We start from the raw sequence: 23,288 nt of genomic DNA on the forward strand, positions 1-23,288 counted from the left end.
CACGCTGCCGCTTCTCCCGGGTCCCGGGTCCCGGGTCCCGAGTCCCGGTTCCTCGCCTACCTGCAGGTCGAGCGGCGCATGTCCGCGCATACCCTGGACGCGTATCGGCGCGACCTGGCGGCGCTGGCGGCGTGGGCGGCAGCCAATCTGCTGGGCGAGCCGGCCGCGCTCGACGCCGCGCAGTTGCGCAACTTCATCGCCGCCGAGCACCGCCGCGGGTTGTCGCCCAAGAGCCTGCAACGGCGTCTGTCGGCGTGCCGCAGCTTCTACGCCTGGCTGCTCAAGAACGGTCACATCGCTGCGAGTCCGGCCGCGGCATTGCGCGCGCCGAAGGCGCCGCGCAAGCTGCCGCAGGTGCTCGACGCGGACGAGGCGGTGCGCCTGGTCGAAGTGCCGACCGATGCGCCGCTGGGCCTGCGCGACCGCGCGCTGCTGGAACTGTTCTATTCCTCGGGCCTGCGCCTGAGCGAGCTGTGCGCGCTGCGCTGGCGCGATCTGGATTTCGTCGCCGGCATGGTCAGCGTGCTGGGCAAGGGCAACAAGCAGCGGCTGGTGCCCGTCGGTTCGCATGCGCGAAAGGCCTTGCTGGAATGGCGCGAGGAAAGCCGGGGCGAAGCCGCCGCGCCGGTGTTCCCGGGGCGCGGCGGGGCGCCGATCGGCGCGCGTGCGGTGCAGATCCGGATCAAGCAACTGGCCGGGCGCCAGGGCCTGTTCAAGCACGTGCATCCGCACATGCTGCGGCACAGTTTCGCCAGCCACATCCTGGAATCCTCCGGCGATTTGCGCGGCGTGCAGGAACTGCTCGGCCATGCCGACATCGCCACCACGCAGATCTACACCCACCTGGATTTCCAGCACCTGGCCAAGGTCTACGACGCGGCGCACCCGCGGGCCAAGCGCAAGTCCTGAGCGCCGCATCGCGGACGCACGGTTGCTATCGCACCCGCGCTTGTTCTGGATCAAGGCGATTCGGCAAAGGCGGGACGACACTGCCCTCCCACGTTGCGAGGGCTCACCGATGGCCAAACCCTTTCCGCTGGCGCCGCGCCACCCCGAACGGTTGTGCTGGGGCTGCGACCGCTATTGCGCCGCGCATGATCTGGCCTGCGGGAACGGCGCCGGACGCACCCTGCACCCGATCGAGACCGAGGGCGAGGATTGGCATCTTGCCTGGGGCATCTCTGCCGATCCGGCACGGCCGGCGCACGCCCGGCTCGGCGACCACCGGTCTGCGACCGACGACGCTTGAACCGCGCGTCGCCAGCCCCCACACCTGAGTCATCGCTCCGGAGGCCGCATGGATCCCAGTCAGAACCCCAATGTTTTCCACGCCACCACGATCCTGTCGGTGCGCCGCGATGGCCGCGTCGCCGTGGCCGGCGACGGCCAGGTGACCCTGGGCCACACCGTGATGAAGGGCAATGCGCGCAAGGTGCGCCGGCTTGGCCGCGAGGGCCAGGTGTTGGCGGGGTTCGCCGGCGCCGCCGCCGATGCGTTCACCCTGTTCGAACTGTTCGAGGCCAAGCTGGAGAAGCACGGCCAGCTGACCCGCGCCGCCGTGGAACTGGCCAAGGATTGGCGCACCGAGCGCCGCCTCGGCAAGCTCGAGGCGCTGCTGGCGGTGGCCGACAAGGAGACCTCGCTGATCATCAGCGGCACCGGCGATGTGATCGAGCCGGAGGACGGCATCATCGCCATCGGCTCCGGTGGCTCGTACGCCCTGTCGGCGGCGCGTGCGTTGCTCGGCCACACCACGCTGGACGCGCGCACCATCGCCGTCGAAGCGCTGAACATCGCCGGCGACATCTGCATCTATACCAATCGCAACGTGGTGGTCGAAGAGCTGTGATTCGGGATTGGGGATTGGGGATTCGCAAGAGCGCTCCTTTCCCTGTGCCCTGACACGCATCGATCGTTCCTCCTCCGCTTTTACGAATCCCCAATCCCCAATGCCAAATTCCGATACCTCCACCATGACCCCGCGTGAGATCGTGCAGGAGCTGGACCGTCACATCGTCGGCCAGCACGAGGCCAAGCGCGCGGTGGCGATCGCGCTGCGCAACCGCTGGCGGCGCATGCAGTTGCCCGACGCCTTGCGCAACGAGGTGATGCCGAAGAACATCCTGATGATCGGCCCCACCGGCGTCGGCAAGACCGAGATCGCGCGGCGCCTGGCGACGCTGGCCAATGCGCCCTTCGTCAAGGTCGAGGCGACCCGCTTCACCGAGGTCGGCTATGTCGGCAAGGACGTGGAGCAGATCGTGCGCGATCTGGCCGACACTGCGGTCAAGCTGTACCGCGAGCAGGCCAAGACCCGCGTGCGCACCCAGGCCGAAGAGCGTGCCGAGGACCGTATCCTCGATGCGCTGCTGCCGCGGCGCAGCGCCGGCATCGGTTTCGATCCGGAAGCCGCGCGCAACGAGCCGTCGGCGCAGGACAGCGACACACGCAGCAAGTTCCGGCGCATGCTGCGTGCCGGCGAACTGGACGAGCGCGAGATCGAGCTGGATGTCGCGGTCAACGTCAGCATGGACATCATGACCCCGCCGGGCATGGAGGAAATGGGCCAGCAACTGCGGCAGATGTTCTCCAATCTGGGTGGCGGCAAGTCGCAGTCGCGCAAGCTGACCATCAAGGCCGCGCGGCCGCTGCTGATCGAGGAAGAGGCCGGCAAGCTGGTCAACGAGGACGACGTGCGCGCCGCCGCGATCGAGGCCTGCGAACAGCACGGCATCGTGTTCATCGACGAGATCGACAAGGTGGCCAAGCGCAGCGAGGCCGGCGCCACCGGCGGCGACGTCTCCCGCGAGGGCGTGCAGCGCGATCTGCTGCCGCTGGTGGAAGGCTCCAACGTCAGCACCAAGTACGGCACGGTCAAGACCGACCACATCCTGTTCATCGCCTCCGGCGCGTTCCACCTAGCCAAGCCCAGCGACCTGATCCCGGAACTGCAGGGCCGCTTCCCGATCCGGGTGGAGCTGTCGGCGCTGTCGAAGGACGATTTCATCCGCATCCTCACCGAGCCGAAGGCGGCGCTGACCAAGCAATACGAGGCGCTGCTGCTGACCGAGGGCGTGAGCCTGCGCTTCACCGACGACGCCATCGCGCGCCTGGCGGAGATCGCGTTCCTGGTCAACGAGCGCCAGGAGAACATCGGTGCGCGGCGCCTGCACACCGTGCTCGAGCGCCTGCTCGACACGCTGAGCTACGAGGCCCCGGACCGCGACGGGCAGAGCGTCACCGTCGACGCGGCTTACGTCGATGCGCACCTGGGCGAGCTGGTGCAGGATCCTGACCTGAGCCGTTACATCCTGTAAGGTCCGGCGCGATCCACGGCGGCAGGCGCGTTGCCCGCGCCTGCCGCTGTGCACCTGAAAACGTATGTCGTGCCTGCGTCGCGCGTGTCGTAGGAGCGGCTTCAGCCGCGACCGGGTCTCCCGGTAACGCCCCGTCGCGGCTGAGCCGCTCCTACAAGAGTTACGTGCCGCAGCCATTGCGCTTGCGGGCCCGCCTGGTCGACGCATGGATACACGCGCCGAAGATGGTATTGCTGTCGTAGGAGCGGCTTCAGCCGCGACCAGGCCTTGCCGGTGACGCCTGGTCGCGGCTGAAGCCGCTCCTACAACAGGCGGCTCCGCCGTGGGCACGCCGCAAAAACCGCACAGCGCGTGCGTCGCCCGCCCGCACCCGGCGCGAACTCAATACAGCGGCGTGCCCGCCTTGTACGCCGCCGCGAACGACTGCCAGTCCAGTTGCACCTGCGCGGCGTAGTCGAACGCGAACTGGCGCAGTTCCGATGTCAGGCCGCTCTTGCTGGTGACCGCCTGGTCGATCTGCTTGTCGATGCTGTAGGGCACCACGTTCGCGTCGTAGTCCTGGTCGGCCAGCGCGTGCGCCGAGGCCAGGGCCTGACCCAGGTAGGTCGCGGCGGTGGCGAGCTTGCCGGCGCTGTCCAGCGTGGTCGGGTCCAGGTCCTGCTGGAACGGCGACTTCTCGTGCACGTAGAACGGGGTGCCGTTGACGCTGGCGTAGCCGACCAGCACGTCGGCGTCGATGGTCTGCGCCTTGGCGGTGCGCGCGACCCGCGCGCCCTCGTTGTTGTCGTAGCTGGAGGCCGGCATCTGCGACGGCGCCGCCACCGCCACCACGCTGGCCGCTTCCTGCTTCCATTCCAGGATCACGTCGTCGCTGGTCGACGCACTCGGGCCTTCGATCAGCACATACAGGCGCAGGCGGCCGAGGCTGCCGGTGCCCGAGCCCAGCTTCTGGTGCACGTCCTTGATGGTGTAGTAGCCGGACGCATAGCGCTTGGACGCGGCGATCGAGCCGAGGTAGCCGTTCATCGCCGCGGCCACCGCCGAGGCGGTGTTGGCGTCCACCGCGACCAGGTTGTCCAGGTCCTGGAACTGACGCTTGCCGCCGTTGACCATGGTGTACTTGGACAGCAGGCTGCTGCGGCTCTTGCCGTCGGCGCTGTCGATGATCTTGGCGACGGCGCCGCTGGTGTTGCGCTTGCTCAGCTGGAAGCTCGCTTCGGCGTCGCTGCCGCGGAAATCGGCGATCTTGTCCAGGTAGGCGCCGACCATGGTGTCGATGGCGTCGCCGATGTCGCTGTCGGACAGGCCGTTGTCGCGGCCGGTCAGGACCATGCTCGCGGCCAGCCGGCGCAGGTCCCACACGTACTGGCCGAGGTGGCCCTCGTCGAAGTCGGCGACCTTGAACACCGCCTTGCCGCTGCTGTCGCGCGCCGCATCGAAGTTGCCGAGGTGGGTGTCGCCGCCGAGCCAGGTGTAGCCGGTCTGCGGCGAGGTCCACAGCGAGCCCGGCAGGGTTTTCATGTCCTGGTAGAAGATGTGGTCGGTGCCGCGGTAGAAGGCGTAGGCGCTGGTGGCCATGGTCGCCATCTTGGTGTCCAGCTCGGTCTGCTGCGCGGCGTAGGGATGGTTGTAGTCGTGGATCTGCTGCACCACCCAGGCGTCGCGCTTGCTCGCCGCCGTCGCGCATCCGGCGCATGCGGCAAGGGTCAGGCCGATCAGCAGCAACGGCGGCAGGCGGGTGGACATCGCAGGTCTCCAGGCGCGGACGAAGGAAGCGGCAGTCGAGCACGCCGGCATTGCACGCAGATGAACCACCCCGGCCCGTCGCTAGAAGTAGCGCAGCCAGGCCAGGTCGCGGCGCCGCGCCTTCAGCCGCGCGAACGCGGCGGTGGGCCAGTACAGGGCCAGGCCCAGCAAGGCGGCGATCGCCCACAAGGCGGCCACGCTGTCCACGCCGAACAGATCGCCCTGGTTGGCGCCCCACAGCGCCACCGCGGCCAGGTAGGCGAGCTTCAATACGTACAGGTGCAGCAGGTAGAAGAACATCGGCGCCGCGCCGACCGCCGCCAGCGGCGCCAGCGCGCGGGCCACGGTGGGGTGTTCGTACAGGCGCAGCAACAGCAGGCCCACGCCCAGGGTCAGCAGCAGGAACTGCAGCGACGGTGGGTACTTGGTGACGTTGAAGAAGCTCATCGCGGTATGCGCGAGGTCGTCCTGCACCTGCCACGGCGCATCGCCGTAACCGTTGTGCCAGCGCAGCAGGTGGAACCCGGCCAGTGCGCCCAGTCCGCAGGCCAGCAGGCGCTGCTGGCGTTGCGCCGGATCGGTGGCGGCGCCGTACCAGGGGCCGGCGGCGTAGCCGAGCGCGATCACCCCGATCCACGGCAGCACCGGATAGGAGGTGCGCAGGCGCAGGTCGCCCAGCTCCAGCCAGCGCCGGTCGTGCAGCACCGCCCAGACGGCGGCCAGCGGGCCGTCGCCCTGGACCTGCACCTCGTCCAGCAGGTGGTGACCGGCGACCAGCGCCGCGCCCAGCAGCGCCAGCGCCGGTCGCGGCAGCCACAGCAGCGCGGCCAGCGCGAGCATGCTCAGGCCGATCGCCCAGATCACCTGCAGGTACAGCGCCTGCGGCGGAAAGGCGCCGCTCCAGGCCAGGTTGACCAGGGTCAGCTCCAGCACGATCAGGAACAGGCCGCGCTTGAGCAGGAAGCTGGCGGCCGCCGCGCGGCCGTCGGCCTGCCGCGCCGCGTACAGCCAGGCCGACAGGCCGGTCAGGAACACGAAGACCGGCGCGCACAGGTGCGCCAGGGTGCGCGCGACGAACAGCGCCGGCGCCGTGCCCTCCACCTCCATCGGGTCGCCGACCGGGTGATGCAGGTAGAAGGTCTCGCGCACGTGGTCGAGCAGCATCAGCAGCATCACCGTGCCGCGCAGCAGATCGATCGAGGCCAGCCGCGCGGCGGGCGTTGCGGGAACGGCGAGGGAGGTAGGTGAGGCGAGGGCAACAGACGGCATGCAGTGCGATCGGTGTTGGTTTTGAAACAATATAACACTCGCGTGGCAAGGCCACTCCCAGACGGCTGGCGCGGGGGCTCAGGCCATGGCGGCGCAGGGTTGCCGGCGCTGCGGCGGCAAGGTTCGGCGGGGCAAGCCGGCGCGCCGGATTGGCGTCGGTCGGCGTTGCCCGGTTTGGGCTGGTTGGTGCGGCGGCTGGCGACTTGCCTGGTGTGCCGAGCCCGACGCCCGCGGCGGGCCGCTCAGTCCTCGCCGATATCCTCGTTCCACACGTCCGGGTGGGCGGCGATGAAGCCGCCGAGCAGGTCGATGCACTCCTGGCTGTGCAGGTCGATGACCTCCACGCCGCTCTCGCGCAGCCAGTCGATGCCGCCCTGGAAGGTCACCGATTCGCCGACCACCACCGTGCCGATGTTGAACTGCCGCACCAGGCCGCTGCAGTACCAGCACGGCGCCAGAGTGGTGACCATGATGGTGTCCTTGTAGCGGCGCTGGCGTCCGGCCTTGCGGAAGGCGTCGGTCTCGCCGTGCACGGACGGGTCGCCCTCCTGCACGCGGCGGTTGTGGCCGCAGCCGAGCAGGCGGCCGTCGCGGTGGTACAGGGCGGCGCCGATCGGGATGCCGCCCTCGGCCAGGCCCTGGCGGGCTTCGGCGATGGCGGTGTCGAGCAGGGCGCGGTAGTCGGGCGTGGTCAGCATGGAATGGCCTGCGGGAACGGGAGTCTGGCGGCAGTCTGGCCCAGGCGGCCGGCGGCTGTCATCCCGTGCGGCGCTTCACCGGCACGCAGCGGCCGGCAGTGCGATAATCCCGGCATGAGCGAATCTCCCTACAAGACCGGTACCACCCATTTCGGCTTCCGCGACGTCGCCGCCAAGGACAAGCAGAAGCTGGTCGGCGAGGTCTTCACCTCGGTCGCCGGCAACTACGACCTGATGAACGACCTGATGAGCATGGGCATCCATCGGGTCTGGAAGCGCTATTTCGTCGCCACCGCGCAGGTCAAGCCGGGCGACCGCGTGCTCGACCTGGCCGGCGGCACCGGCGACATCGCCGCGCTGCTGAAGGACCGGGTCGGCGCCGACGGCGAGATCGTGCTGGGCGACATCAACGCCGGCATGCTCTCGGTGGGCCGCGACCGCCTCACCAACCGCGGCCTGGTCGCGGGCCTGGACTACGTGCAATGCAATGCCGAGGCGCTGCCGTTCCCGGACCAGAGCTTCGACCTGGTGACCATCGCCTTCGGCCTGCGCAACGTCACCGACAAGGACGCGGCGCTGCGCGAGATGTACCGCGTGCTCAAGGTCGGCGGCCAGGCGCGGGTGCTGGAGTTCTCCGAAGTCACCGCCGACTGGTTCAAGCCGCTGTACGACTTCCATTCGTTCAAGGTGCTGCCGCGCCTGGGCAAGCTGTTCGCCAAGGACGCCGACAGCTACCAGTACCTGGCCGAGAGCATCCGCAAGCATCCGCCGCAGGACGCGCTGAAGGGCATGATGGAAGAGGCGGGCTTCGCTCGCAGCCACTACAAGAACCTCACCGGCGGCATCGTGGCGATCCACTCGGGCTACAAGATTTAGAGCCGGGATTGGGAAATCGGGATTCGGGAATCGCAAGAGCAGGCGATCGGTTGCTGACCGATCGCAGGGCCCGTGCCGTCCTTGTGGGAGGGACTTCAGTCCCGACGCGCGGTCCGGCGGTGCCGGCGCAAGCATCCACCGCAGGACGCGAAGGCAAGGATGGAAGCAGCCGGCGTCGCCCGCAGCCACTACAAGAACCTTGCCGGCGGCATCGTGGCGATCGACTCGGCGACAAGATCTGAGTGGCGGCGGGATTGGGGACTGAAGATTCGGGATGCGTAAGCGCGCCGGCTGTTCGCTGCTGCGAATCCCCAATCTCCAATTCCCAATCCCCGCTTCGATTGGAGATTCGGCATTCGTCAGCACGCGCCGCACTGCCGTTGCGAATCCCCACTCACGAATCCCGAATCCCAGCCTTCCGGTAAACTTCCGGTTTCCCCGAACCGGTGCTGTCTGCCATGCGTTCCCCGTTCCTGTTGTTGTCCCTGGCCGCGATGGTCGCGTCCGGGTGTTCACGTGAAGCGTCCGCGCCCGATGCGGCCGCACCCGCCGCCAAGCCGGCGCCCGCCGCGGCCAAGCCGGCCGACCGCAGCCACGACGAGACCTCCTACGCCGAGCCGTCCAAGGTCGTGATCAAGGACCTGGCGCTGGATCTGAAGCTGGATTTCGACAGCAAGCAGATCGGCGGCACCGCCACCTACACGCTGGACTGGAAGGACAAGAGCGCCAAGCAACTGGTGCTGGACACCCGCGACCTGACCATCGAGAAGGTGCAGGCCGACGACGGCAAGGGCCAGATGACGCCGCTGCAGTACGCGCTGGCGCCGGCCGACAAGATCTACGGCAGCAAGCTGACCATCGAGGCGCCGACCCAGCCGCAGAAGATCAGCATCGCCTACCACACCGCGCCGACCGCCTCGGGCCTGCAGTGGCTGGAGCCGTCGATGACCGAGGGCAAGCAACTGCCCTTCATGTTCAGCCAGTCGCAGGCGATCCACGCGCGCTCGTGGGTGCCGCTGCAGGACACGCCGAGCGTGCGCTTCACCTACAGCGCGCATGTGGTCTCGCGGCCGGACGTGATGGTGCTGATGAGCGCCGACAACGATCCCAAGGCGGTGCGCAACGGCGACTACCGCTTCAAGATGCCGCAGCCGATCCCGTCCTACCTGCTGGCGATCGCCGCCGGCGACCTGGTGTTCAAGCCGATCTCGGCGCGCTCGGGCGTGTGGGCCGAGCCGGCGATGGTCGACAAGGCGGCCAAGGAGTTCGAGGACACCGAGAAGATGATCGTGGCCGCCGAGACGCTGTACGGTCCGTACCGCTGGGGCCGCTACGACATGTTGGTGCTGCCGCCGTCGTTCCCGTTCGGCGGCATGGAGAATCCGCGCCTGACCTTCGCCACGCCGACGGTGATCGTCGGCGACAAGTCGCTGGTGTCGCTGATCGCGCACGAGCTGGCGCATAGCTGGTCCGGCAACCTGGTGACCAACGCCAGCTGGAAGGACATCTGGCTCAACGAAGGCTTCACCACCTACGTGCAGGCGCGCATCACCGAGGCGCTGTACGGCCCGGAAGCGGCGGAGATGGAGCGCGAGATCGACCAGACCGACCTGCTGGCCGAGCTGAAGGGCATGAGCCCGGCCGACCAGGCGCTGGCGCTGCCGGCGCTGACCGAGCGCGATCCGGACGAGGCGCTGAGCCAGGTCGCCTACGTCAAGGGCGCGTGGTTCCTGCAGTTCCTGGAGCAGCGCTTCGGCCGCGACACCTTCGATCCGTTCCTGCGCGGCTGGTTCGACGACCATGCGTTCCAGAGCGCCAACACCGACCAGTTCGTCGACTACCTGAAGACGCACCTGCTGGCCAAGAAGCCCGACGCGGTGACCGCGCAGGAACTGCATGCGTGGCTGGACGAACCGGGCATCCCGGCGTTCGCGCAGAAGGCGCGCTCGCGCAACTTCGCCATGGTCGACACCGCGCGCATCGCCTGGACCGGCAGCGGCACGCTGCCGGGCAAGCAGGTGACCGATGCGTGGAGCACCCAGGAGTGGACGCGCTTCCTCAGCGGCCTGGGCGAGAAGCTGACCCCGGCACAGCTCAAGCAGCTCGACGACGCCTATCACTTCACCGGCACCGCCAACGGCGAGATCGCCATGCGCTGGTATCCGCTGGCGATCCGCAGCGGCTATGTGGATGCACGCCCGGCCGCCGGCGAGTTCATCGCCCGCGTCGGCCGCCGCAAGCTGATCCTGCCGATCTACGCCGAACTGGTGAAGACCCCGGACGGGCTGGCCTTCGCCGAGGAAGTGTTCGCCAAGGCCAAGCCCGGCTACCACCCGATCACCACGGTGTCGGTGCAGGAGATGCTGGACAAGGCCAAGGCGGGCAGTACCGCGCACTGACGCGCGGCGCCCGCGGCAGACCGCGCACACGGCGCCGGGAGCGATCCCGGCGCCGTGTGCGTTTGTGCGGCAGGCAGGTTGCGATGATCGCGCCGTGCTGGAGCGAGACGATCGCGGCGACGGATTGGGCATGCGCGCGTTGCGCCATGTCACCGTGCGCGGCGTCGCATGCGCTTACTTCGGGAGGCGCGCATGTCCACCACGGCGTTAACGAGTTCCACACGCCCCGCCGCTGCTGGGCAGTGACCCGCTGCCACGCATTCGCGATATCCTCGGCAGTCCCGATGGTTCCCGGTCCATGCGTGCATGACATCGTCCGCCACCGCCGCCCCGGTCTCCGCTGCAAGCGCCATCGCCCCGGCAGGCGACGGCCGGCGCCGATGCAAGCGGACCCACCTGCGCCAGGCGAGGCGGTGAGATGAGCGACGCCCGCGTCCTGTCCGATTCCCTGCTGGCCGCGCTGCCCGATGCGCGTGGCGGCGAAATCTTCACCGAATTGCTCCGGCGCTCCGGTTGCCGTGTGGAGCGCATCGTCTCGCACGGGCAGACCACGCCGCAGGACACGCCCTACCAGCAGGCGCACGACGAATGGGTGCTGCTGCTGCGCGGCAGCGCGCGGGTGGTGCTATGCGAGCGCGAGGTGACGCTGGCGCCGGGCGACCATCTGTTCATCCCGGCCGACACGCCGCATTGGGTCACCTTCACCGATCCCGACCAGCCGACCGTGTGGCTGGCCCTCCATCTCGGCGAAGCCGACGTGGTGGTGTGAGCGCATGACCCGGATCCGCCCCCTGGTGTCGCCGTGCTGGTGCTGACCATGGCCTGGCTGCTGCTGGCAGTGGTGCTGCTGGTGGTGGCGGCGCTGATCGGCATGGTGCTGGTGCTGCGCGATCCGTTCCTGCTGGTGCGTTTGGAAAGCCTGCGCCAGCGGCGCGGCAGCGGACTGCAGCGCCGCCAGGCGCACGTCGCCGGGCATGCCTGGACCTATCTGGTGCGCGCCGCGGCCGATCCCGCTGCGCCGACCCTGCTGCTGGTGCACGGCTTCACCGGCAGCAAGGAGAACTGGCTGCCGCTGGCGCGCGCGCTGGGCACCCGCTATCACCTGGTGATCCCGGACCTGCCCGGCTGGGCCGAGAGCCAGCGCATCGCCGGGCAGGATTACGGCTTCGTTGCGCAGGCCGAGCGCGTGGCCGCGTTCGCGCGGCAGTGCGCGCGCCGTGAGGGCAGCGACTGCGTGCTGCTCGGGCATTCGATGGGCGGCGGCATCGCCGCGCTGGCCGCGGCGCGGCATCCGGCGGTATTCGACCGGGTCGGTCTGTTCAACGCCGCCGGCGTCCGCTTCGCCGACAACGCCTTCGGCCAGGCGGTGCTGGATGGGCACAATCCGTTCGCGGTGCACGATGCCGCATCGTTGCAGCGCTACATCGACACCGTGTTCCTGCTCGACCGCGCCAAGCCGCGCATCCCGCGCTGGGCGGTGCCGGCGGTGGTGGCCTGGCGCCGCCGCGAGGCCGCGTTCGAGCAACAGGTACTGGCGCGCATCGGCCGCGGCGAGGAGGCGTTCCTGCCGTTCGAGGAGGCTGCGCACATCCGCCAGCCGGCGCTGCTGCTGAACTGCGTGCAGGACGCGGTGATCGACGCCAGCGCGCTGGCGCTGTACGCGCAACGCCTGCCGCAGGCGATCCAGGTGCTGCTGGACGGCAGCGGCCACATGTCCATCGTCGAGAAGCCCGCCGAGGTTGCGCAGGCCATCGACACCCTGATCCAACGAGGAACCCCACGATGAAACGCATCCTGCTCGGCGCGCTGTGCGCCGTCGCCCTGGCCGCTTGCGGCGATCACGAGGCCGAGCGCAAGGCGCAGGCCGCCGCCGAAGCGCAGGCCAAGGCGCAGGCCGCCGACGACCTGGCCAAGCAGTACGACGCCGCGGTGAAGTCGGGCAACTGGGATTTGGCGCGGATCCACGGCGCGGCGCTGCTGCAGCAGTATCCCGGGTCGGACGCGGCCGAACGCATCCAGCCCGGCTACGCCGAGGTCAAGGCCAAGGGCGAGGCGGCGCGCGAGCTGCGGCGCATGCAGGCGGCCTGGCAGTACTCGCAGGTGCCGGCCGGCAAGGGCGTGCAGCGCTCGGCGATGCTGTACAGCCGCGACAAGGTTGACGTGGACGGCAGCGGCCCCAAGCCGGTGCAACTGGTGTTCCGCGACCATCCGGAATGGAAGCGCAGCGCCTACCTGGTGCTGCAGTCCGGCGATTTCCGCTGCGCCGGCGGCTGCAAGGTGGAACTGAAGGCCGACGACGCGCCGCCACGCGCGGCCGCGGCCTGGCGGCCCAAGACCGACGAGGCCATCGCCATGTTCATCAGCGACGACAAGGCGCTGTGGAAGCTGGCGCGCAAGACCACGGTGCTGCAGATCACCTTCCCGGTGAAGGCCGGCGGCACCCGCACCGCGGTGTTCGAGACCGGCGGCCTGGACGGCGCGCAGATGCCGGGCTGGGATTGAGCACGATGCACGCTGCGATACCGCCATCGGCCGAGGCGCTGCGCCAGGTGCGCCACTGGGTGTTCGACATGGACGGCACCCTGACCCGCGCCGTGCACGATTTCGCATTGATCCGCCGCGAACTGCAGATCCCGCCGCAGGCCGACATCCTGCAGCACCTGGCGGCGCTGCCGGAGGCGCAGCGCGCCAGCAAGCACGCCTGGCTGCTGGAGCACGAGCGCGTCCTCGCCCAGGAGGCCACCGCGGCCAATGGCGCGCCGGCGCTGCTGCGCACCCTGCATGCGGCCGATTGCCGGCTGGCGGTGCTCACCCGCAATGCGCGCGAGCTGGCGCAGTTGACGCTGGAAGAGATCGAGGTCGACGACCTGTTCGAGGAGGTGACCATCCTCGGCCGCGACGAGGCCCCGCCCAAGCCGCATCCCGGCGGCCTGCTGCAGCTGGCCGAACACTGGGGCGTGCCGCCGCAGGCGCTGGCGATGGTGGGCGACCACGCCTACGACCTGCAGTGCGGGCGCCACGCCGGCGCCACCACCGTGCTGCTGCATCCGGACAATCCCTGGCCGGCGCTGGCCGACCTGCATTTCGCCGATTGCGCCGCGCTGCTGGCGTGGTGGCAGGACCACGCCGGGCCGCCGCCGCACTGACCGTTGCTCCGCGGCGGCTGCGCGCCGCCGCGCATCCACCCGATTCTCCCGTCCCACGCAGCGGCGGCGGGCGGCCGCGTGCGCGCTCCCGCCGCGCGTTGCGCCGTGCGCATCCGCGTGGGCCGGCGCCGCGTGCGCGCCGATGGCACAGGCGGTGCCACGCGCGCGCATGCCGGCACTGCGCCAATCGCGATGCAAGGGCATGGCACAAAGTGTCACGTTCTCGAGACGTCTTCGATCGCGATGCGTGCAGTGCTGGGACGACCACCGACGTTGTGATCCGCCCGTCAAGGGATGTTGCATCGCAGCGGCGCGATGGCATGGACGTTGCTCGTAGACACCCACGCTTCAGGTTCCGTGGCACACGCCCACCAGGTGCAGCTGTCGCGGCTCTTCAACGAGGGGAGTAGAACGATGCACAGTCATTCACGTCGTACCCAGGCTTGTACATTGCTCGCACTGGCCACTGCGTTGGCGCTGGCGGGCTGCAAGAAGCAGGAAGAGGCCGCGGCGCCGGCCGCGCCGGCCGCCGCGCAGCAACCGCCGGCCGCCGCGCCGGCCGCGGTCGCCGATACCGACAGCGAGTTCGCCAGCAATGCCGCCAACCCCGACAACTGGGGCGGCGTCGGCCGCGATTTCGGCCTGACCCGGCACAGCCCGCTGGCCGAGATCAACCGCGACAACGTCAAGAATCTGAAGATGTCGTGGGAGATGAAGACCGACGCCACCCGCGGCCACGAAGGCCAGCCGCTGGTGGTGGGCAGCACCATGTACATGGTCAGCGCCTATCCGAACAACGTGTTCGCGATCGACCTGTCGCAGGAAGACAACGGCAAGGTGCTGTGGAAGTACACCCCGCAGCAGGACGAGCGCGCGGTGGCGGTGGCCTGCTGCGACACGGTCAACCGCGGCGCCTCCTACGCCGACGGCAAGGTGGTGTTCGGCAGCCTCAGCGGCGACGTGATCGCGCTCGATGCCAAGACCGGCAAGGAGGTGTGGAAGCAGAAGCTCGCCTATCCGGAGAAGGGCGAGACCATCACCATGGCCCCGATCATCGCCGACGGCAAGGTCGTGGCCGGCATCAGCGGCAACGAGTTCGGCGTGCGCGGCCGCGTCGCCGCGTATGCGCTGGCCGACGGCAAGCAGGCCTGGTCCTGCGAAGCCACCGGCACCGACAAGGACATCTGCCTGGGCCCGGACTTCAACAAGGCCAATCCGCAGCATGGCCAGCTCGGCGACCTCGGCCAGAAGACCTATCCCGACGAAGGCTGGAAGCGCGGCGGCGGCGCGGCATGGGGCTGGTACAGCTACGACCCGAAACTCAAGCTGGTCTACTACGGCACCGGCAATCCCGGCCTGTGGAGCCCGTCGTACCGCTGCGGCAAGACCACGCAGAAGGAGTGCGACACCGGCGAGTACGACAACAAGTGGTCGATGACCCTGTTCGCGCGCAAGATCGACACCGGCGAAGCGGTGTGGGGCTACCAGAAGACGCCGTTCGACCAGTGGGATTACGACGGCATCAACGAGCCGATCCTGGTCGACCTGACCATCGACGGCAAGCAGGTGCCCTCGGTGGTGCAGTTCGATCGCAACGGCTTCGCCTATGTGCTCGACCGCCGCGATGGCACGCTGCTGCGCGCCAACAAGTTCGTGCCGGCCAACTGGGCCGAGCGCATCGACATGAAGACCGGGCGCCCGGTCAAGGTCGCGGCGCATTCGCCGCTGGAGCGCGGCCGCAAGGTCGAGGCGTTCCCCTCGGCGATGGGCGGCAAGGACCAGCAGCCGTGCTCGGTGGATCCGGCCAACGCGGCGGTGTTCTTCTGCGGCACCAACAACTGGCACATGGAGCTGGACCCGCAGGAGCGCGGCAACACCATGATGGGCCTGCCGTACGTGTTCGCCAACGTGCTGATGAAGCCGAACGAGCCCGGCGCGCTGGGCATCGTCAAGGCATTCGACGTGGTCGAGGGCAAATCCAAGTGGGAGATCAAGGAGAAGTTCCCGGTGTGGAGTGGCACCCTGGTCACCGATGGCGGGCTGGTGTTCTACGGCACGCTGGACGGCTGGTTCCGCGCCGTGGACAAGGACACCGGCAAGAAGCTGTGGGAGACCAAGTTGCCCTCGGGCATCATCGGCAACCCGATCGCCTACAAGGCCAACGGCCACCAGTACGTGGCGGTGTTCTCGGGCATCGGCGGCTGGATCGGCCTGCCGGTCGCCGCCGGCCTGGATCCGGGCGATCCGTACGGCGCGCTGGGGGCCGCCGGCCTGGCCTTCAGCAACGGCTTCGACAAGATCCCATTGGGCGGCATGGTGCACACCTTCCGCATCGACGGCGCCGGCAAGACCGTCACCCCCACCACGACCGCCACCGCGGCCGCGGGCGGCGGCAGCGCGGCGGTCGCCGCCAAGACGGTGCGATGAGCCGGCGGCGCCGCGTCCAGGAGGCGAGCGGGGGCCGCATGGCGCCCGCTGCGTGGCGCCTGCCTGCGGGCGCGCGCGCCGTGTTGCTGTGGTGCAGCCTCGGACTCGTCGCCGCAGGCTGCACGCGCGAGCCGTCGTCCGCGACGGCTCGCGCTCCTGCGGCCCCGCCCGCTGCCGCGGCGCCGGCTTCCGCTGCGCCCGCCACGACGCTGCCGGCCGATGCGCCGGTACTGCGGGTCTGCGCCGATCCCGGCAACATGCCGTTGTCCGATCGCGCAGGCGAGGGGTTCCAGAACAAGATCGCCCAGGTGGTGGCCGCGGAGATGGGCCGGCGCCTGCAGTACGAGTGGCGCAGCTACTACCAGCGCGGCCTGGCGCGCAGCACGATCAACGCCGGGCGTTGCGACGTGCTGATGGACATGAACAGCGATTTCGAGATGGGCCTGCCCACGCGCCCGCTGTATCGCTCCACCTATGTGCTGGTCACCCGCAAGGGCCTGGAGCTGCGGCCGGCTTCGCTCGACGATCCGGCGTTGAAAAAACTCAAGGTCGGCGTGTTCCAGAGTTCGCCGGCGCGGCAGGCGCTGTTCGACCATCGCGTGCAGGGCGAGGTGCAGTACCTGTTCTACGACTCGGCCAGCGCGCCGCAGGAGCATCCCGGCAAGCTCGCCGAGCAGGTCGCCGCCGGCAAGCTCGATGCCGCCGAATCCTGGGGGCCGGTGGCCGGCTACTACGCCGCGCGCGGCGGCCTCGGCGTGGTGCCGTTGAACGTCATCGACAACGAGGTGCTGGAGTATTCGATGGCATGGGCGGTGTCGCGCAAGAACGCGGCACTGCGCGATGCGCTGAACGCGGCGATGCAGCGCAGCGCTGGCAAGATCGGCGCGATCCTGCGCGACTACCACGTGCCGCTGGTGGCCTGCGCCGATTGCATCGTCGCCGGCGACCTGCGCTCGCACGGCCCCTATCCGGCGCCTGCCGATCAGGACGACACGCCGAGCGCGCAGGCCTCCTCGGACATGCTGGCGCAACTGCAGCTGCGCATCGCCGGTGGCGCCGATCCCAACGAGGAACTGGCGCATGCGCTCGACGCCGGCGATGGCGTGCGCGTGGCCTGGCTGCTGCGTCACGGCGCCAGCGCCGACCAGCCCAACCGGCTCGGCGAGCCGCCGCTGCAGCAGGCGATCCGCAACCAGGCGCCGCTGCTGGTCGGCGAACTGCTGGCCGCCGGTGCCCAGGTCGAACGCCGCGACAGCAATGGCTGGACGCCGTTGATGAAGGCGGCCTGGTCCAACGACGGCAAGAGCGTCGCGCAGTTGCTGGCGCATCGCGCCAAGGTCGAGGCCGTGTCCACCGACGGCTGGACGCCGCTGGACCTGGCGATCTCCTACGCCGACGCCGACGTGGTGCAGGCGTTGCTCGACGCCGGCGCCAGCGTGCGCCGCGCCAACCCGGCCGGCTTTACGCCGGTGATGTTCGCGGTGGCGCGCAACGATCCGGCGATCCTCGACCTGCTGCTCGAGCGCGGCGCCGAGGCCGACCGTGCGAACCGCGCCGGCGTCACCCCGTTGATGCTTGCTGCCGCCGCCGGGCGCGAGGACAGCGCCCGGCGCCTGCTCGCCGCCGGTGCCAGCGCCGATGCGCGCGACGCCGACGGCAAGACCCCGGCGGTGCTGGCCCAGCAACGCGGCAATGCCGAACTCGCCCACCTGCTGACGGAGGCCCAGCACCGCCGCACGCAATGACCACTTCCTGCCGTCCCGCACACGCCGCTCGCGCGGCCTGTTCTTCCCATCGTGCACTCCGCAAAGGTGCTGTCCCCATGCGTCCTGCCTCCATCCGTCGTCGCACCGCCTCCCTGCTGTTCCCCGTGTTCCTGTTCGCTTTGCTCCTGTTGTTGGCCGCCTGCGGCAAGCAGGAGACGCCACCAGCGCCGGCGGCCACCCCCGCACCGGCCGCCCCTGCCGCGGCGCCCGCGTCTGCGCCTGCCTCCGCCCCGACGGCGGCCGCGCCCGCTGCACCCGCTGCCGCCGCACCGGCACCGGCACCGGCTGCGGCGGTGACGCCGATTCCGAAGGGACCGCCGGTCAAGGTCACTCCGGAACTGGTCGCCGAGGGCAAGGCGATCTTCAACTCCGCCGGCTGCACCGCCTGCCACGGCGGCACCGGTGGCGGCGGCATGTGCCCGCCGCTGACCAACGACATCTGGGTGTACGGCAACGACGACGACACCTTGCGCGCGCTGATCACCGAAGGCACCGCCGGGATGGCCGCGCACGGCAAGACCCGGATCGGCCACGAGAAGGTGGTGGGGCAGATGCCGCCGTTCGGGCCGGTGCTCAAGCCGGGCGATACCGAGAAGCTGCTGGCCTTCATCCACTCCATCAACAAGACCGCGGGCGCCACGCAATGAGGAACGGGTTGCGCCTGTCCGCCGTCGTCGCGCTGTCGCTGTTCGCCGCGGCCTGCCAGCGCACGCCTGCGCCGGCGGCCGGCACCGATGCCGCGGCGGCCGCACCGGCGCCTGCGGCCAGCGCGGCGGCGCTGGCCTACGTCCCGAACCAGCGCAGCGGCACTATTTCGGTGATCGACACCGGCAGCGACCGCGTGGTGCGCACGCTGTCGGCGCAGGGCCAGCTCGGCAAGCGCCTGCAGCAGGTGGTGCCGGGGCCGGCCGGGCATCTGTACGTCATCGACGCGCAGGGCCATCGCCTGCTGGAGCTGGATACCGTGCAGGACCGCGTGCTGCGCAGCGTCGACATCGGCGAGAACGCCGAAGGCGTCGCGGTGGCACCGGATGGTCACCAACTCGCGGTGTGCGTGGAAGGGCAGAACCAGGTGATGCTGATCGACCCGGCCAGCTTCGCGATCGGCGCGCACATCGCCACCCGCGGGCAGGCCCCGGAACACTGCGTCTACACCCCGGACGGTGCGTTGTTGCTGACCAGCAACGAAGGCTCCAACGACCTGGACGTGATCGACGTGCAGGCCGGTACGTCCACCGGCGTCATCGCCACCAGCGGGCATCCGCGCGGCATGGCGTTCGCGCCCGACGGCAAGACGGTCTACGTGGCGCAGGAGTCGGCCAACGTGGTCGACGTGATCGATCTGGCGGCGCGCAAGCGCGTGGCCAGCCTTCCGGCCGGGCAGCGCACCGCCGGCATCGCCATCGCCCGCGACGGCAGCCGCGTGTACGCGTCCAACGGTGCCGGCACGGTCAGCGTGATCGACACCGCCGCGCGGCGCACGCTGGCCGAGATCCCGGTCGGGCAGCGGCCGTGGAATCCGGCGCTGAGCGCGGATGGCAAGACGCTGTACGTGGCCAACGGCCGGTCCAACAGTGTCAGCGTCATCGACACGGCGGCGATGAAGGAGATCAAGCAGATCGCGGTGGGCGAGACGCCATGGGGTGTGGTCGTGGCGCAATGAGGTGAGGCCAGCGGCGCCAGCGGGCGCCGCGACGGGGAGGCGGGGAGAGCCGGAATGAAGACGCGAGCCGCGGTCGCCTGGGCGGCGAACCAGCCGCTGGCCATCGAGGAGGTGGATCTGCAGCCGCCCAAGGCCGGCGAAGTGCTGGTGCGCATGGTCGCCAGCGGCATCTGCCACAGCGACGAGATCGCCCTGTCCGGCGCCGATGCCGAGGCGGCGTTCCCGGTGATCCTGGGCCAGGAAGGCGCCGGCGTGGTCGAGGAGGTCGGCATCGGCGTGACCAGCGTGCGCCCGGGCGATCACGTGATCCCGCTGTACATGCCCGAGTGCGGCGTGTGCAAGTATTGCCGTTCCAACCGCACCAACCTGTGCCAGGCGATCCGCAGCAGCCAGGACCGCGGGCTGATGCCCGACGGCAGCAGCCGCTTCTCGCTGCACGGGCGTCCGCTGCTGCACTACATGGGCACCAGCACCTTCGCCGAATACACGGTGCTGCCGGAGATCGCGGTGGCCAGGATCCATCCGTCGGCACCGCTGGACAAGGCCTGCCTGCTCGGCTGCACGGTCACCACCGGCATCGGCGCGGTGCTCAACACCGCGCGGGTGCGGCCGGGCGAGAACGTGGCGGTGTTCGGGCTGGGCGGGATCGGCCTGTCGGTGGTGCAGGGCGCGGTGATGGCGCGCGCCGAACGCATCATCGTGGTCGACATCAACCGCGACAAGTTCCCGCTGGCGCGCGCGCTGGGCGCCACCGACTGCCTGGACCCGAAGGATTTCGGCGCGCCGGTGCAGCAGGTCATCGTCGACCTCACCGATGGCGGCGCCGACCACAGCTTCGCCTGCGTCGGCGACGTGCGCGCGATGCGCGCGGCGCTGGAGTGCTGCCACAAGGGCTGGGGCGAAAGCATCATCCTCGGCGTGGCGCCGAGCGCGCAGGAGATCAGCACGCGGCCGCTGCAACTGGTCACCGGGCGCGCCTGGCGCGGCAGCGCGTTCGGCGGGGTCAAGGGGCGCAGCGAATTGCCGGCCTATGCCGAGCGCTACCTGGCCGGCGAGATCCGCATCGACGAACTCATCAGCGAAACCCTGCCGCTGGACCACATCAATCGCGGCTTCGAAACGCTGCGCGCAGGCCGTGGCATCAAATCGATCGTCCTCTACTGAGCCTCAAGGAACCGGCATGACCCTGACTCCAGGATGCAGCACCCCGCCGGCGAGCCTGCTCGCGCTGGCCGTCGCCACCACCATCGGCGTGCTCGCCGCACCGGCGCGCGCGCAGACCACGGTCAACGCCGACGATGCGCAGATCACCGCGCTGGACCGGGTCGAGGTCACCGCCACGCCGATTCCCGGCACGCTGATCGATGCCGACCTGCTGCCGTACACCGTGCAGACCGCCAATGCCGACGACATCGCGCGCAGCCAGGCCGGCAACCTCACCGACTTCCTGCTGCGCGAGATGAACGGCGTGGACACCAACGAGGTGCAGGGCAGTCCGTTCCAGACCGATCTGACCTTCCGCGGCTTCCGCGCCTCGGCGCTGCCCGGCGCCTCGCAGGGCGTGTCGGTGTACCTGGACGGCGTGCGCATGAACGAGCCGTTCGCCGACATCGTCAGTTGGGACATGATGCCGGAGGCGGCGATCCGCAGCGTGGCGCTGATGCCGGGATCCAACCCGCTGTTCGGTCCCAACACGCTGGGCGGCGCGTTGGCCTTCACCACCCAGTCCGGCCTGACCGCGCCGGGCCTGCGCGCCGACCTGTCGGTGGGCAGCGGCGCGCGCAAGCGCCTGGACGCGTCCTACGGCTACGCCGGCCGCGACGGCCTGCATGCCTTCGTCGCGGCCACCGGCTTCGACGAGAACGGCTGGCGCGACGCCTCCGCCGGCCGCCTGGGCACCGTGTTCGGCAAGCTCGGGCGGCAGGGCGAGCGCACCGACTGGGACGTGTCGCTGCTGCACGGGCGCAGCCGGCTGGTCGGCAACGGCCTGCTGCCCAGCCATCGCTACTCCGACGAGGGCATCGAACCTGGTTTGTATGAAGCCGACCGTGCCGCGGTCTACACCTCGCCGGACCTGACCCGCAACCGCAACACCTTGCTGACCGGCCAGTTCGACCATCGCTTCGACGAACGCACCGCGCTCCATGTGCTGGCCTACTACCGGCAGGGGCGCCGCGACACCGTCAATGGCGACATCAACGACGACTACGAAGACTTCGTCGACGGCTGCGCCGACGGCTACGCTGCCGATGGCACGCCGCTGGATGCGGGTTGCACGGTCGCGCGTGCCGATGCCGACGCGCTGCACAACGGCGTGCTCAACACCACGCAGATGCGCCAGCATGCCGAGGGCGTGGCGCTGAATCTCAGCCGCCAGGCCGGCGCGCATGCGCTGAGCATCGGCGCCACCTACGACCGCAACCGCGTGCGCTACCGCCAGTACGCTCAGGACGCGTTCGTGCAGGACGACCGCTCGGTGGTCGCCGATCCCGACGAGGACCGCGCGTTCTTCTCCGGCGTCGACGGCCGCAGCAGCACCCTGGGCCTGTTCGCCGCCGATACCTGGGAGTTGAGCGAGGCCACCCATGTCAGCGGCGCGCTGCGCTGGAACCGCGTCGCCGTCGCCAACACCCTGTCCACCGCCGACGACGGCGTGTTGCCGCGCGAGCGCTTCGTGTTCGCCAAGGCCAACCCCTCGCTGGGCATCACCCAGCGCCTGGGCGGCGGCGTCACCGCGTTCGCCTCGGCCTCGCAGAACAGCCGCGCGCCGACCGCGATCGAACTCGGCTGCGCCGACCCGGAGCAGCCGTGCCGGTTGCCGACCGGGCTGCAGGCCGATCCGCGCCTGGAGCAGATCGTCTCGCGCACCTACGAACTCGGCCTGCGCTGGAACCCGTCGCCGGCGCAGGCGCTGAACGCCTCGCTGTACCGCGCCGACAACCGCGACGACATCCTGTTCCTGCGCGCGCCCAATACCCAGCAGGGCTATTTCGACAACGTCGGCCGCACCCGCTACCAGGGCGCCGACCTCAGCTATCGCGGCAGCCACGGCGCGCTGCGCTGGTTCGCCGGCTACAGCTACCTGGACGCCACCTACCGCAGCGTCGGCGAACTGCTCTCGGGCGAACGCACCGTGGCGCTGCGCCCGGGCACGCGCATCGCCGGGCTGCCGCGCAACACGCTGAAGCTGGGCGTGGAATGGCAGGCGCTGGTGCAGCTGGCGCTGGGCGCGGACCTGCGCGCGGTGTCGCGGCGCGTGGCCAGCGGCAACGAGGACGGGCTGGTCGAGGATCCCGAGGACGGCGAGGCGCCCGCGCGCCATGACCTGTCCACTGGCGGCTACGCCTTGCTCGACCTGCACGGCACCTGGGAACTCGCCGACGGGCTGTCGCTGTACCTGCGGATCAACAACGTGTTCGATCGCCGCTACGCGACGTATGCGGCGATCGCCGAGGACCTGTTCCCGGGCGGCGCCCTGGCGCGCCCACAGGACGCCGCGGTGGAGGACGGCCCCTCGCGCTTCGTCGCGCCTGGCGCCCCGCGGCAATATCAGGTCGGCCTGCGCTGGCGTTTCTAGCGGGCGTTGCGCGGTTGGCGTGGGCGCTGATCTCTTGCGCGCGGTTTCCTTCGCTCTCGTGGCGGAAGCCGCCGCCTGGCCGGCGACCGTCGCGGCTGAAGCCGCTCCTACAGGAAATGCGACGCCGGCAACCAGCATGCTCCCAGGTAGGAGCGGCTTCAGCCGCGACCTCGGAGCCGGAAACTATCTGGCTTCGACAGCAGTCGGGACTGAAGTCCCTCCCACAGGGTGTGTCGCCTAATCGGCTTGCCTGCTGTTGTCGTAGGAGCGGCTTCAGCCGCGACCGCCAGGCCGAAAAGCTTCTGGCTTCGACAACAGCCGGGACTGAAGTTTCCGCCACAGGTTGTGCGGTCTCACCGACTCGCCGGCTGGTGTGGGAGCGACTTCAGCCGCGACATCGAAGC

The 23,288-nt window shown here is 69.9% G+C and carries 18 protein-coding genes and 1 pseudogene; 16 read left to right on the top strand and 3 right to left on the bottom strand.

Annotated features, from left to right (window positions below; translation table 11 throughout):
* Positions 1–78: 78 nt before the first annotated feature.
* From xerC to hslU, 4 genes are all read left to right on the top strand, one after another.
* Positions 79–909: a tyrosine recombinase XerC gene (xerC, locus tag NUG21_RS04100; protein ID WP_263392358.1), complete on the top strand. Its 831-nt coding sequence runs from the start codon at positions 79–81 to the stop codon at positions 907–909.
* Positions 910–1,018: 109 nt separating this feature from the next.
* Positions 1,019–1,249 (top strand): DUF3079 domain-containing protein, encoded by a 231-nt coding sequence (locus NUG21_RS04105; protein WP_019798094.1) that lies wholly within the window; start codon positions 1,019–1,021, stop codon positions 1,247–1,249.
* 48 nt (positions 1,250–1,297) lie between these two features.
* Complete coding sequence (hslV, locus tag NUG21_RS04110; protein ID WP_010341232.1) at positions 1,298–1,849, top strand: ATP-dependent protease subunit HslV; 552 nt, start codon at positions 1,298–1,300, stop codon at positions 1,847–1,849.
* 100 nt (positions 1,850–1,949) lie between these two features.
* The gene (gene hslU / locus NUG21_RS04115; protein WP_263392359.1) at positions 1,950–3,317 is read left to right on the top strand and encodes an ATP-dependent protease ATPase subunit HslU; all 1,368 of its coding nucleotides are present in this window, start codon (positions 1,950–1,952) and stop codon (positions 3,315–3,317) included.
* A 381-nt stretch (positions 3,318–3,698) separates the two neighbouring features.
* Here hslU and NUG21_RS04120 read toward each other — a convergent pair whose 3' ends face one another.
* From NUG21_RS04120 to NUG21_RS04130, 3 genes are all read right to left on the bottom strand, one after another.
* Positions 3,699–5,063 (bottom strand): DUF2252 domain-containing protein, encoded by a 1,365-nt coding sequence (locus NUG21_RS04120; RefSeq protein WP_263392360.1) that lies wholly within the window; start codon positions 5,061–5,063, stop codon positions 3,699–3,701.
* Between the two features lie 81 nt (positions 5,064–5,144).
* A complete protein-coding gene (locus NUG21_RS04125) occupies positions 5,145–6,332 on the bottom strand; it encodes an acetyltransferase domain-containing protein (protein ID WP_263392361.1) in 1,188 nt (395 codons plus the stop codon).
* Between the two features lie 242 nt (positions 6,333–6,574).
* The gene (locus NUG21_RS04130; protein WP_010341927.1) at positions 6,575–7,030 is read right to left on the bottom strand and encodes a nucleoside deaminase; all 456 of its coding nucleotides are present in this window, start codon (positions 7,028–7,030) and stop codon (positions 6,575–6,577) included.
* 114 nt (positions 7,031–7,144) lie between these two features.
* On the opposite strand from NUG21_RS04130, the gene ubiE reads away from it, so the two are divergent.
* From ubiE to NUG21_RS04190, 12 genes and pseudogenes are all read left to right on the top strand, one after another.
* Positions 7,145–7,906 (top strand): bifunctional demethylmenaquinone methyltransferase/2-methoxy-6-polyprenyl-1,4-benzoquinol methylase UbiE, encoded by a 762-nt coding sequence (ubiE, locus tag NUG21_RS04135; RefSeq protein WP_160945464.1) that lies wholly within the window; start codon positions 7,145–7,147, stop codon positions 7,904–7,906.
* Between the two features lie 458 nt (positions 7,907–8,364).
* Positions 8,365–10,305: a M1 family metallopeptidase gene (locus NUG21_RS04140; RefSeq protein WP_263392362.1), complete on the top strand. Its 1,941-nt coding sequence runs from the start codon at positions 8,365–8,367 to the stop codon at positions 10,303–10,305.
* A gap of 418 nt (positions 10,306–10,723) precedes the next feature.
* Positions 10,724–11,074 (top strand): cupin domain-containing protein, encoded by a 351-nt coding sequence (locus tag NUG21_RS04145; protein ID WP_019798941.1) that lies wholly within the window; start codon positions 10,724–10,726, stop codon positions 11,072–11,074.
* A gap of 33 nt (positions 11,075–11,107) precedes the next feature.
* Positions 11,108–12,091 (top strand): alpha/beta fold hydrolase, encoded by a 984-nt coding sequence (locus NUG21_RS04150; protein WP_263392363.1) that lies wholly within the window; start codon positions 11,108–11,110, stop codon positions 12,089–12,091.
* Positions 12,088–12,807, top strand: coding sequence for a hypothetical protein (locus NUG21_RS04155; protein WP_160945460.1), 720 nt, complete (start codon positions 12,088–12,090; stop codon positions 12,805–12,807). Before NUG21_RS04150 ends, NUG21_RS04155 begins: the two co-directional genes overlap by 4 nt.
* 5 nt (positions 12,808–12,812) lie before the next feature.
* Complete coding sequence (locus NUG21_RS04160; RefSeq protein ID WP_263392364.1) at positions 12,813–13,451, top strand: HAD family hydrolase; 639 nt, start codon at positions 12,813–12,815, stop codon at positions 13,449–13,451.
* A gap of 414 nt (positions 13,452–13,865) precedes the next feature.
* Positions 13,866–15,878, top strand: coding sequence for a methanol/ethanol family PQQ-dependent dehydrogenase (locus tag NUG21_RS04165; RefSeq protein ID WP_263392365.1), 2,013 nt, complete (start codon positions 13,866–13,868; stop codon positions 15,876–15,878).
* Between the two features lie 80 nt (positions 15,879–15,958).
* Positions 15,959–17,623, top strand: a pseudogene (locus NUG21_RS04170) (quinoprotein dehydrogenase-associated putative ABC transporter substrate-binding protein); the annotation flags it as partial.
* A 77-nt stretch (positions 17,624–17,700) separates the two neighbouring features.
* Positions 17,701–18,291: a c-type cytochrome gene (locus NUG21_RS04175; protein ID WP_263392367.1), complete on the top strand. Its 591-nt coding sequence runs from the start codon at positions 17,701–17,703 to the stop codon at positions 18,289–18,291.
* Positions 18,288–19,307, top strand: coding sequence for a beta-propeller fold lactonase family protein (locus tag NUG21_RS04180; protein ID WP_263392368.1), 1,020 nt, complete (start codon positions 18,288–18,290; stop codon positions 19,305–19,307). Before NUG21_RS04175 ends, NUG21_RS04180 begins: the two co-directional genes overlap by 4 nt.
* Before the next feature lie 54 nt (positions 19,308–19,361).
* Positions 19,362–20,471, top strand: coding sequence for an S-(hydroxymethyl)glutathione dehydrogenase/class III alcohol dehydrogenase (locus tag NUG21_RS04185; RefSeq protein ID WP_242160866.1), 1,110 nt, complete (start codon positions 19,362–19,364; stop codon positions 20,469–20,471).
* A 16-nt stretch (positions 20,472–20,487) separates the two neighbouring features.
* A complete protein-coding gene (locus NUG21_RS04190; RefSeq protein WP_263392369.1) occupies positions 20,488–22,884 on the top strand; it encodes a TonB-dependent receptor in 2,397 nt (798 codons plus the stop codon).
* Positions 22,885–23,288: the final 404 nt, after the last annotated feature.

Origin of the sequence: Xanthomonas sp. CFBP 8445, from assembly GCF_025666235.1 — a bacterium.
Lineage (GTDB): Bacteria > Pseudomonadota > Gammaproteobacteria > Xanthomonadales > Xanthomonadaceae > Xanthomonas_A > Xanthomonas_A indica.

Coding starts and splice junctions, on each gene's coding strand:
- xerC (WP_263392358.1), top strand. CDS start 79: ATGTCCGCGCATACCCTGGACGCGTATCGGCGCGACCTGGCGGCGCTG.
- NUG21_RS04105 (WP_019798094.1), top strand. CDS start 1,019: ATGGCCAAACCCTTTCCGCTGGCGCCGCGCCACCCCGAACGGTTGTGC.
- hslV (WP_010341232.1), top strand. CDS start 1,298: ATGGATCCCAGTCAGAACCCCAATGTTTTCCACGCCACCACGATCCTG.
- hslU (WP_263392359.1), top strand. CDS start 1,950: ATGCCAAATTCCGATACCTCCACCATGACCCCGCGTGAGATCGTGCAG.
- NUG21_RS04120 (WP_263392360.1), bottom strand. CDS start 5,063: ATGTCCACCCGCCTGCCGCCGTTGCTGCTGATCGGCCTGACCCTTGCC.
- NUG21_RS04125 (WP_263392361.1), bottom strand. CDS start 6,332: ATGCCGTCTGTTGCCCTCGCCTCACCTACCTCCCTCGCCGTTCCCGCA.
- NUG21_RS04130 (WP_010341927.1), bottom strand. CDS start 7,030: ATGCTGACCACGCCCGACTACCGCGCCCTGCTCGACACCGCCATCGCC.
- ubiE (WP_160945464.1), top strand. CDS start 7,145: ATGAGCGAATCTCCCTACAAGACCGGTACCACCCATTTCGGCTTCCGC.
- NUG21_RS04140 (WP_263392362.1), top strand. CDS start 8,365: ATGCGTTCCCCGTTCCTGTTGTTGTCCCTGGCCGCGATGGTCGCGTCC.
- NUG21_RS04145 (WP_019798941.1), top strand. CDS start 10,724: ATGAGCGACGCCCGCGTCCTGTCCGATTCCCTGCTGGCCGCGCTGCCC.
- NUG21_RS04155 (WP_160945460.1), top strand. CDS start 12,088: ATGAAACGCATCCTGCTCGGCGCGCTGTGCGCCGTCGCCCTGGCCGCT.
- NUG21_RS04160 (WP_263392364.1), top strand. CDS start 12,813: ATGCACGCTGCGATACCGCCATCGGCCGAGGCGCTGCGCCAGGTGCGC.
- NUG21_RS04165 (WP_263392365.1), top strand. CDS start 13,866: ATGCACAGTCATTCACGTCGTACCCAGGCTTGTACATTGCTCGCACTG.
- NUG21_RS04175 (WP_263392367.1), top strand. CDS start 17,701: ATGCGTCCTGCCTCCATCCGTCGTCGCACCGCCTCCCTGCTGTTCCCC.
- NUG21_RS04180 (WP_263392368.1), top strand. CDS start 18,288: ATGAGGAACGGGTTGCGCCTGTCCGCCGTCGTCGCGCTGTCGCTGTTC.
- NUG21_RS04185 (WP_242160866.1), top strand. CDS start 19,362: ATGAAGACGCGAGCCGCGGTCGCCTGGGCGGCGAACCAGCCGCTGGCC.
- NUG21_RS04190 (WP_263392369.1), top strand. CDS start 20,488: ATGACCCTGACTCCAGGATGCAGCACCCCGCCGGCGAGCCTGCTCGCG.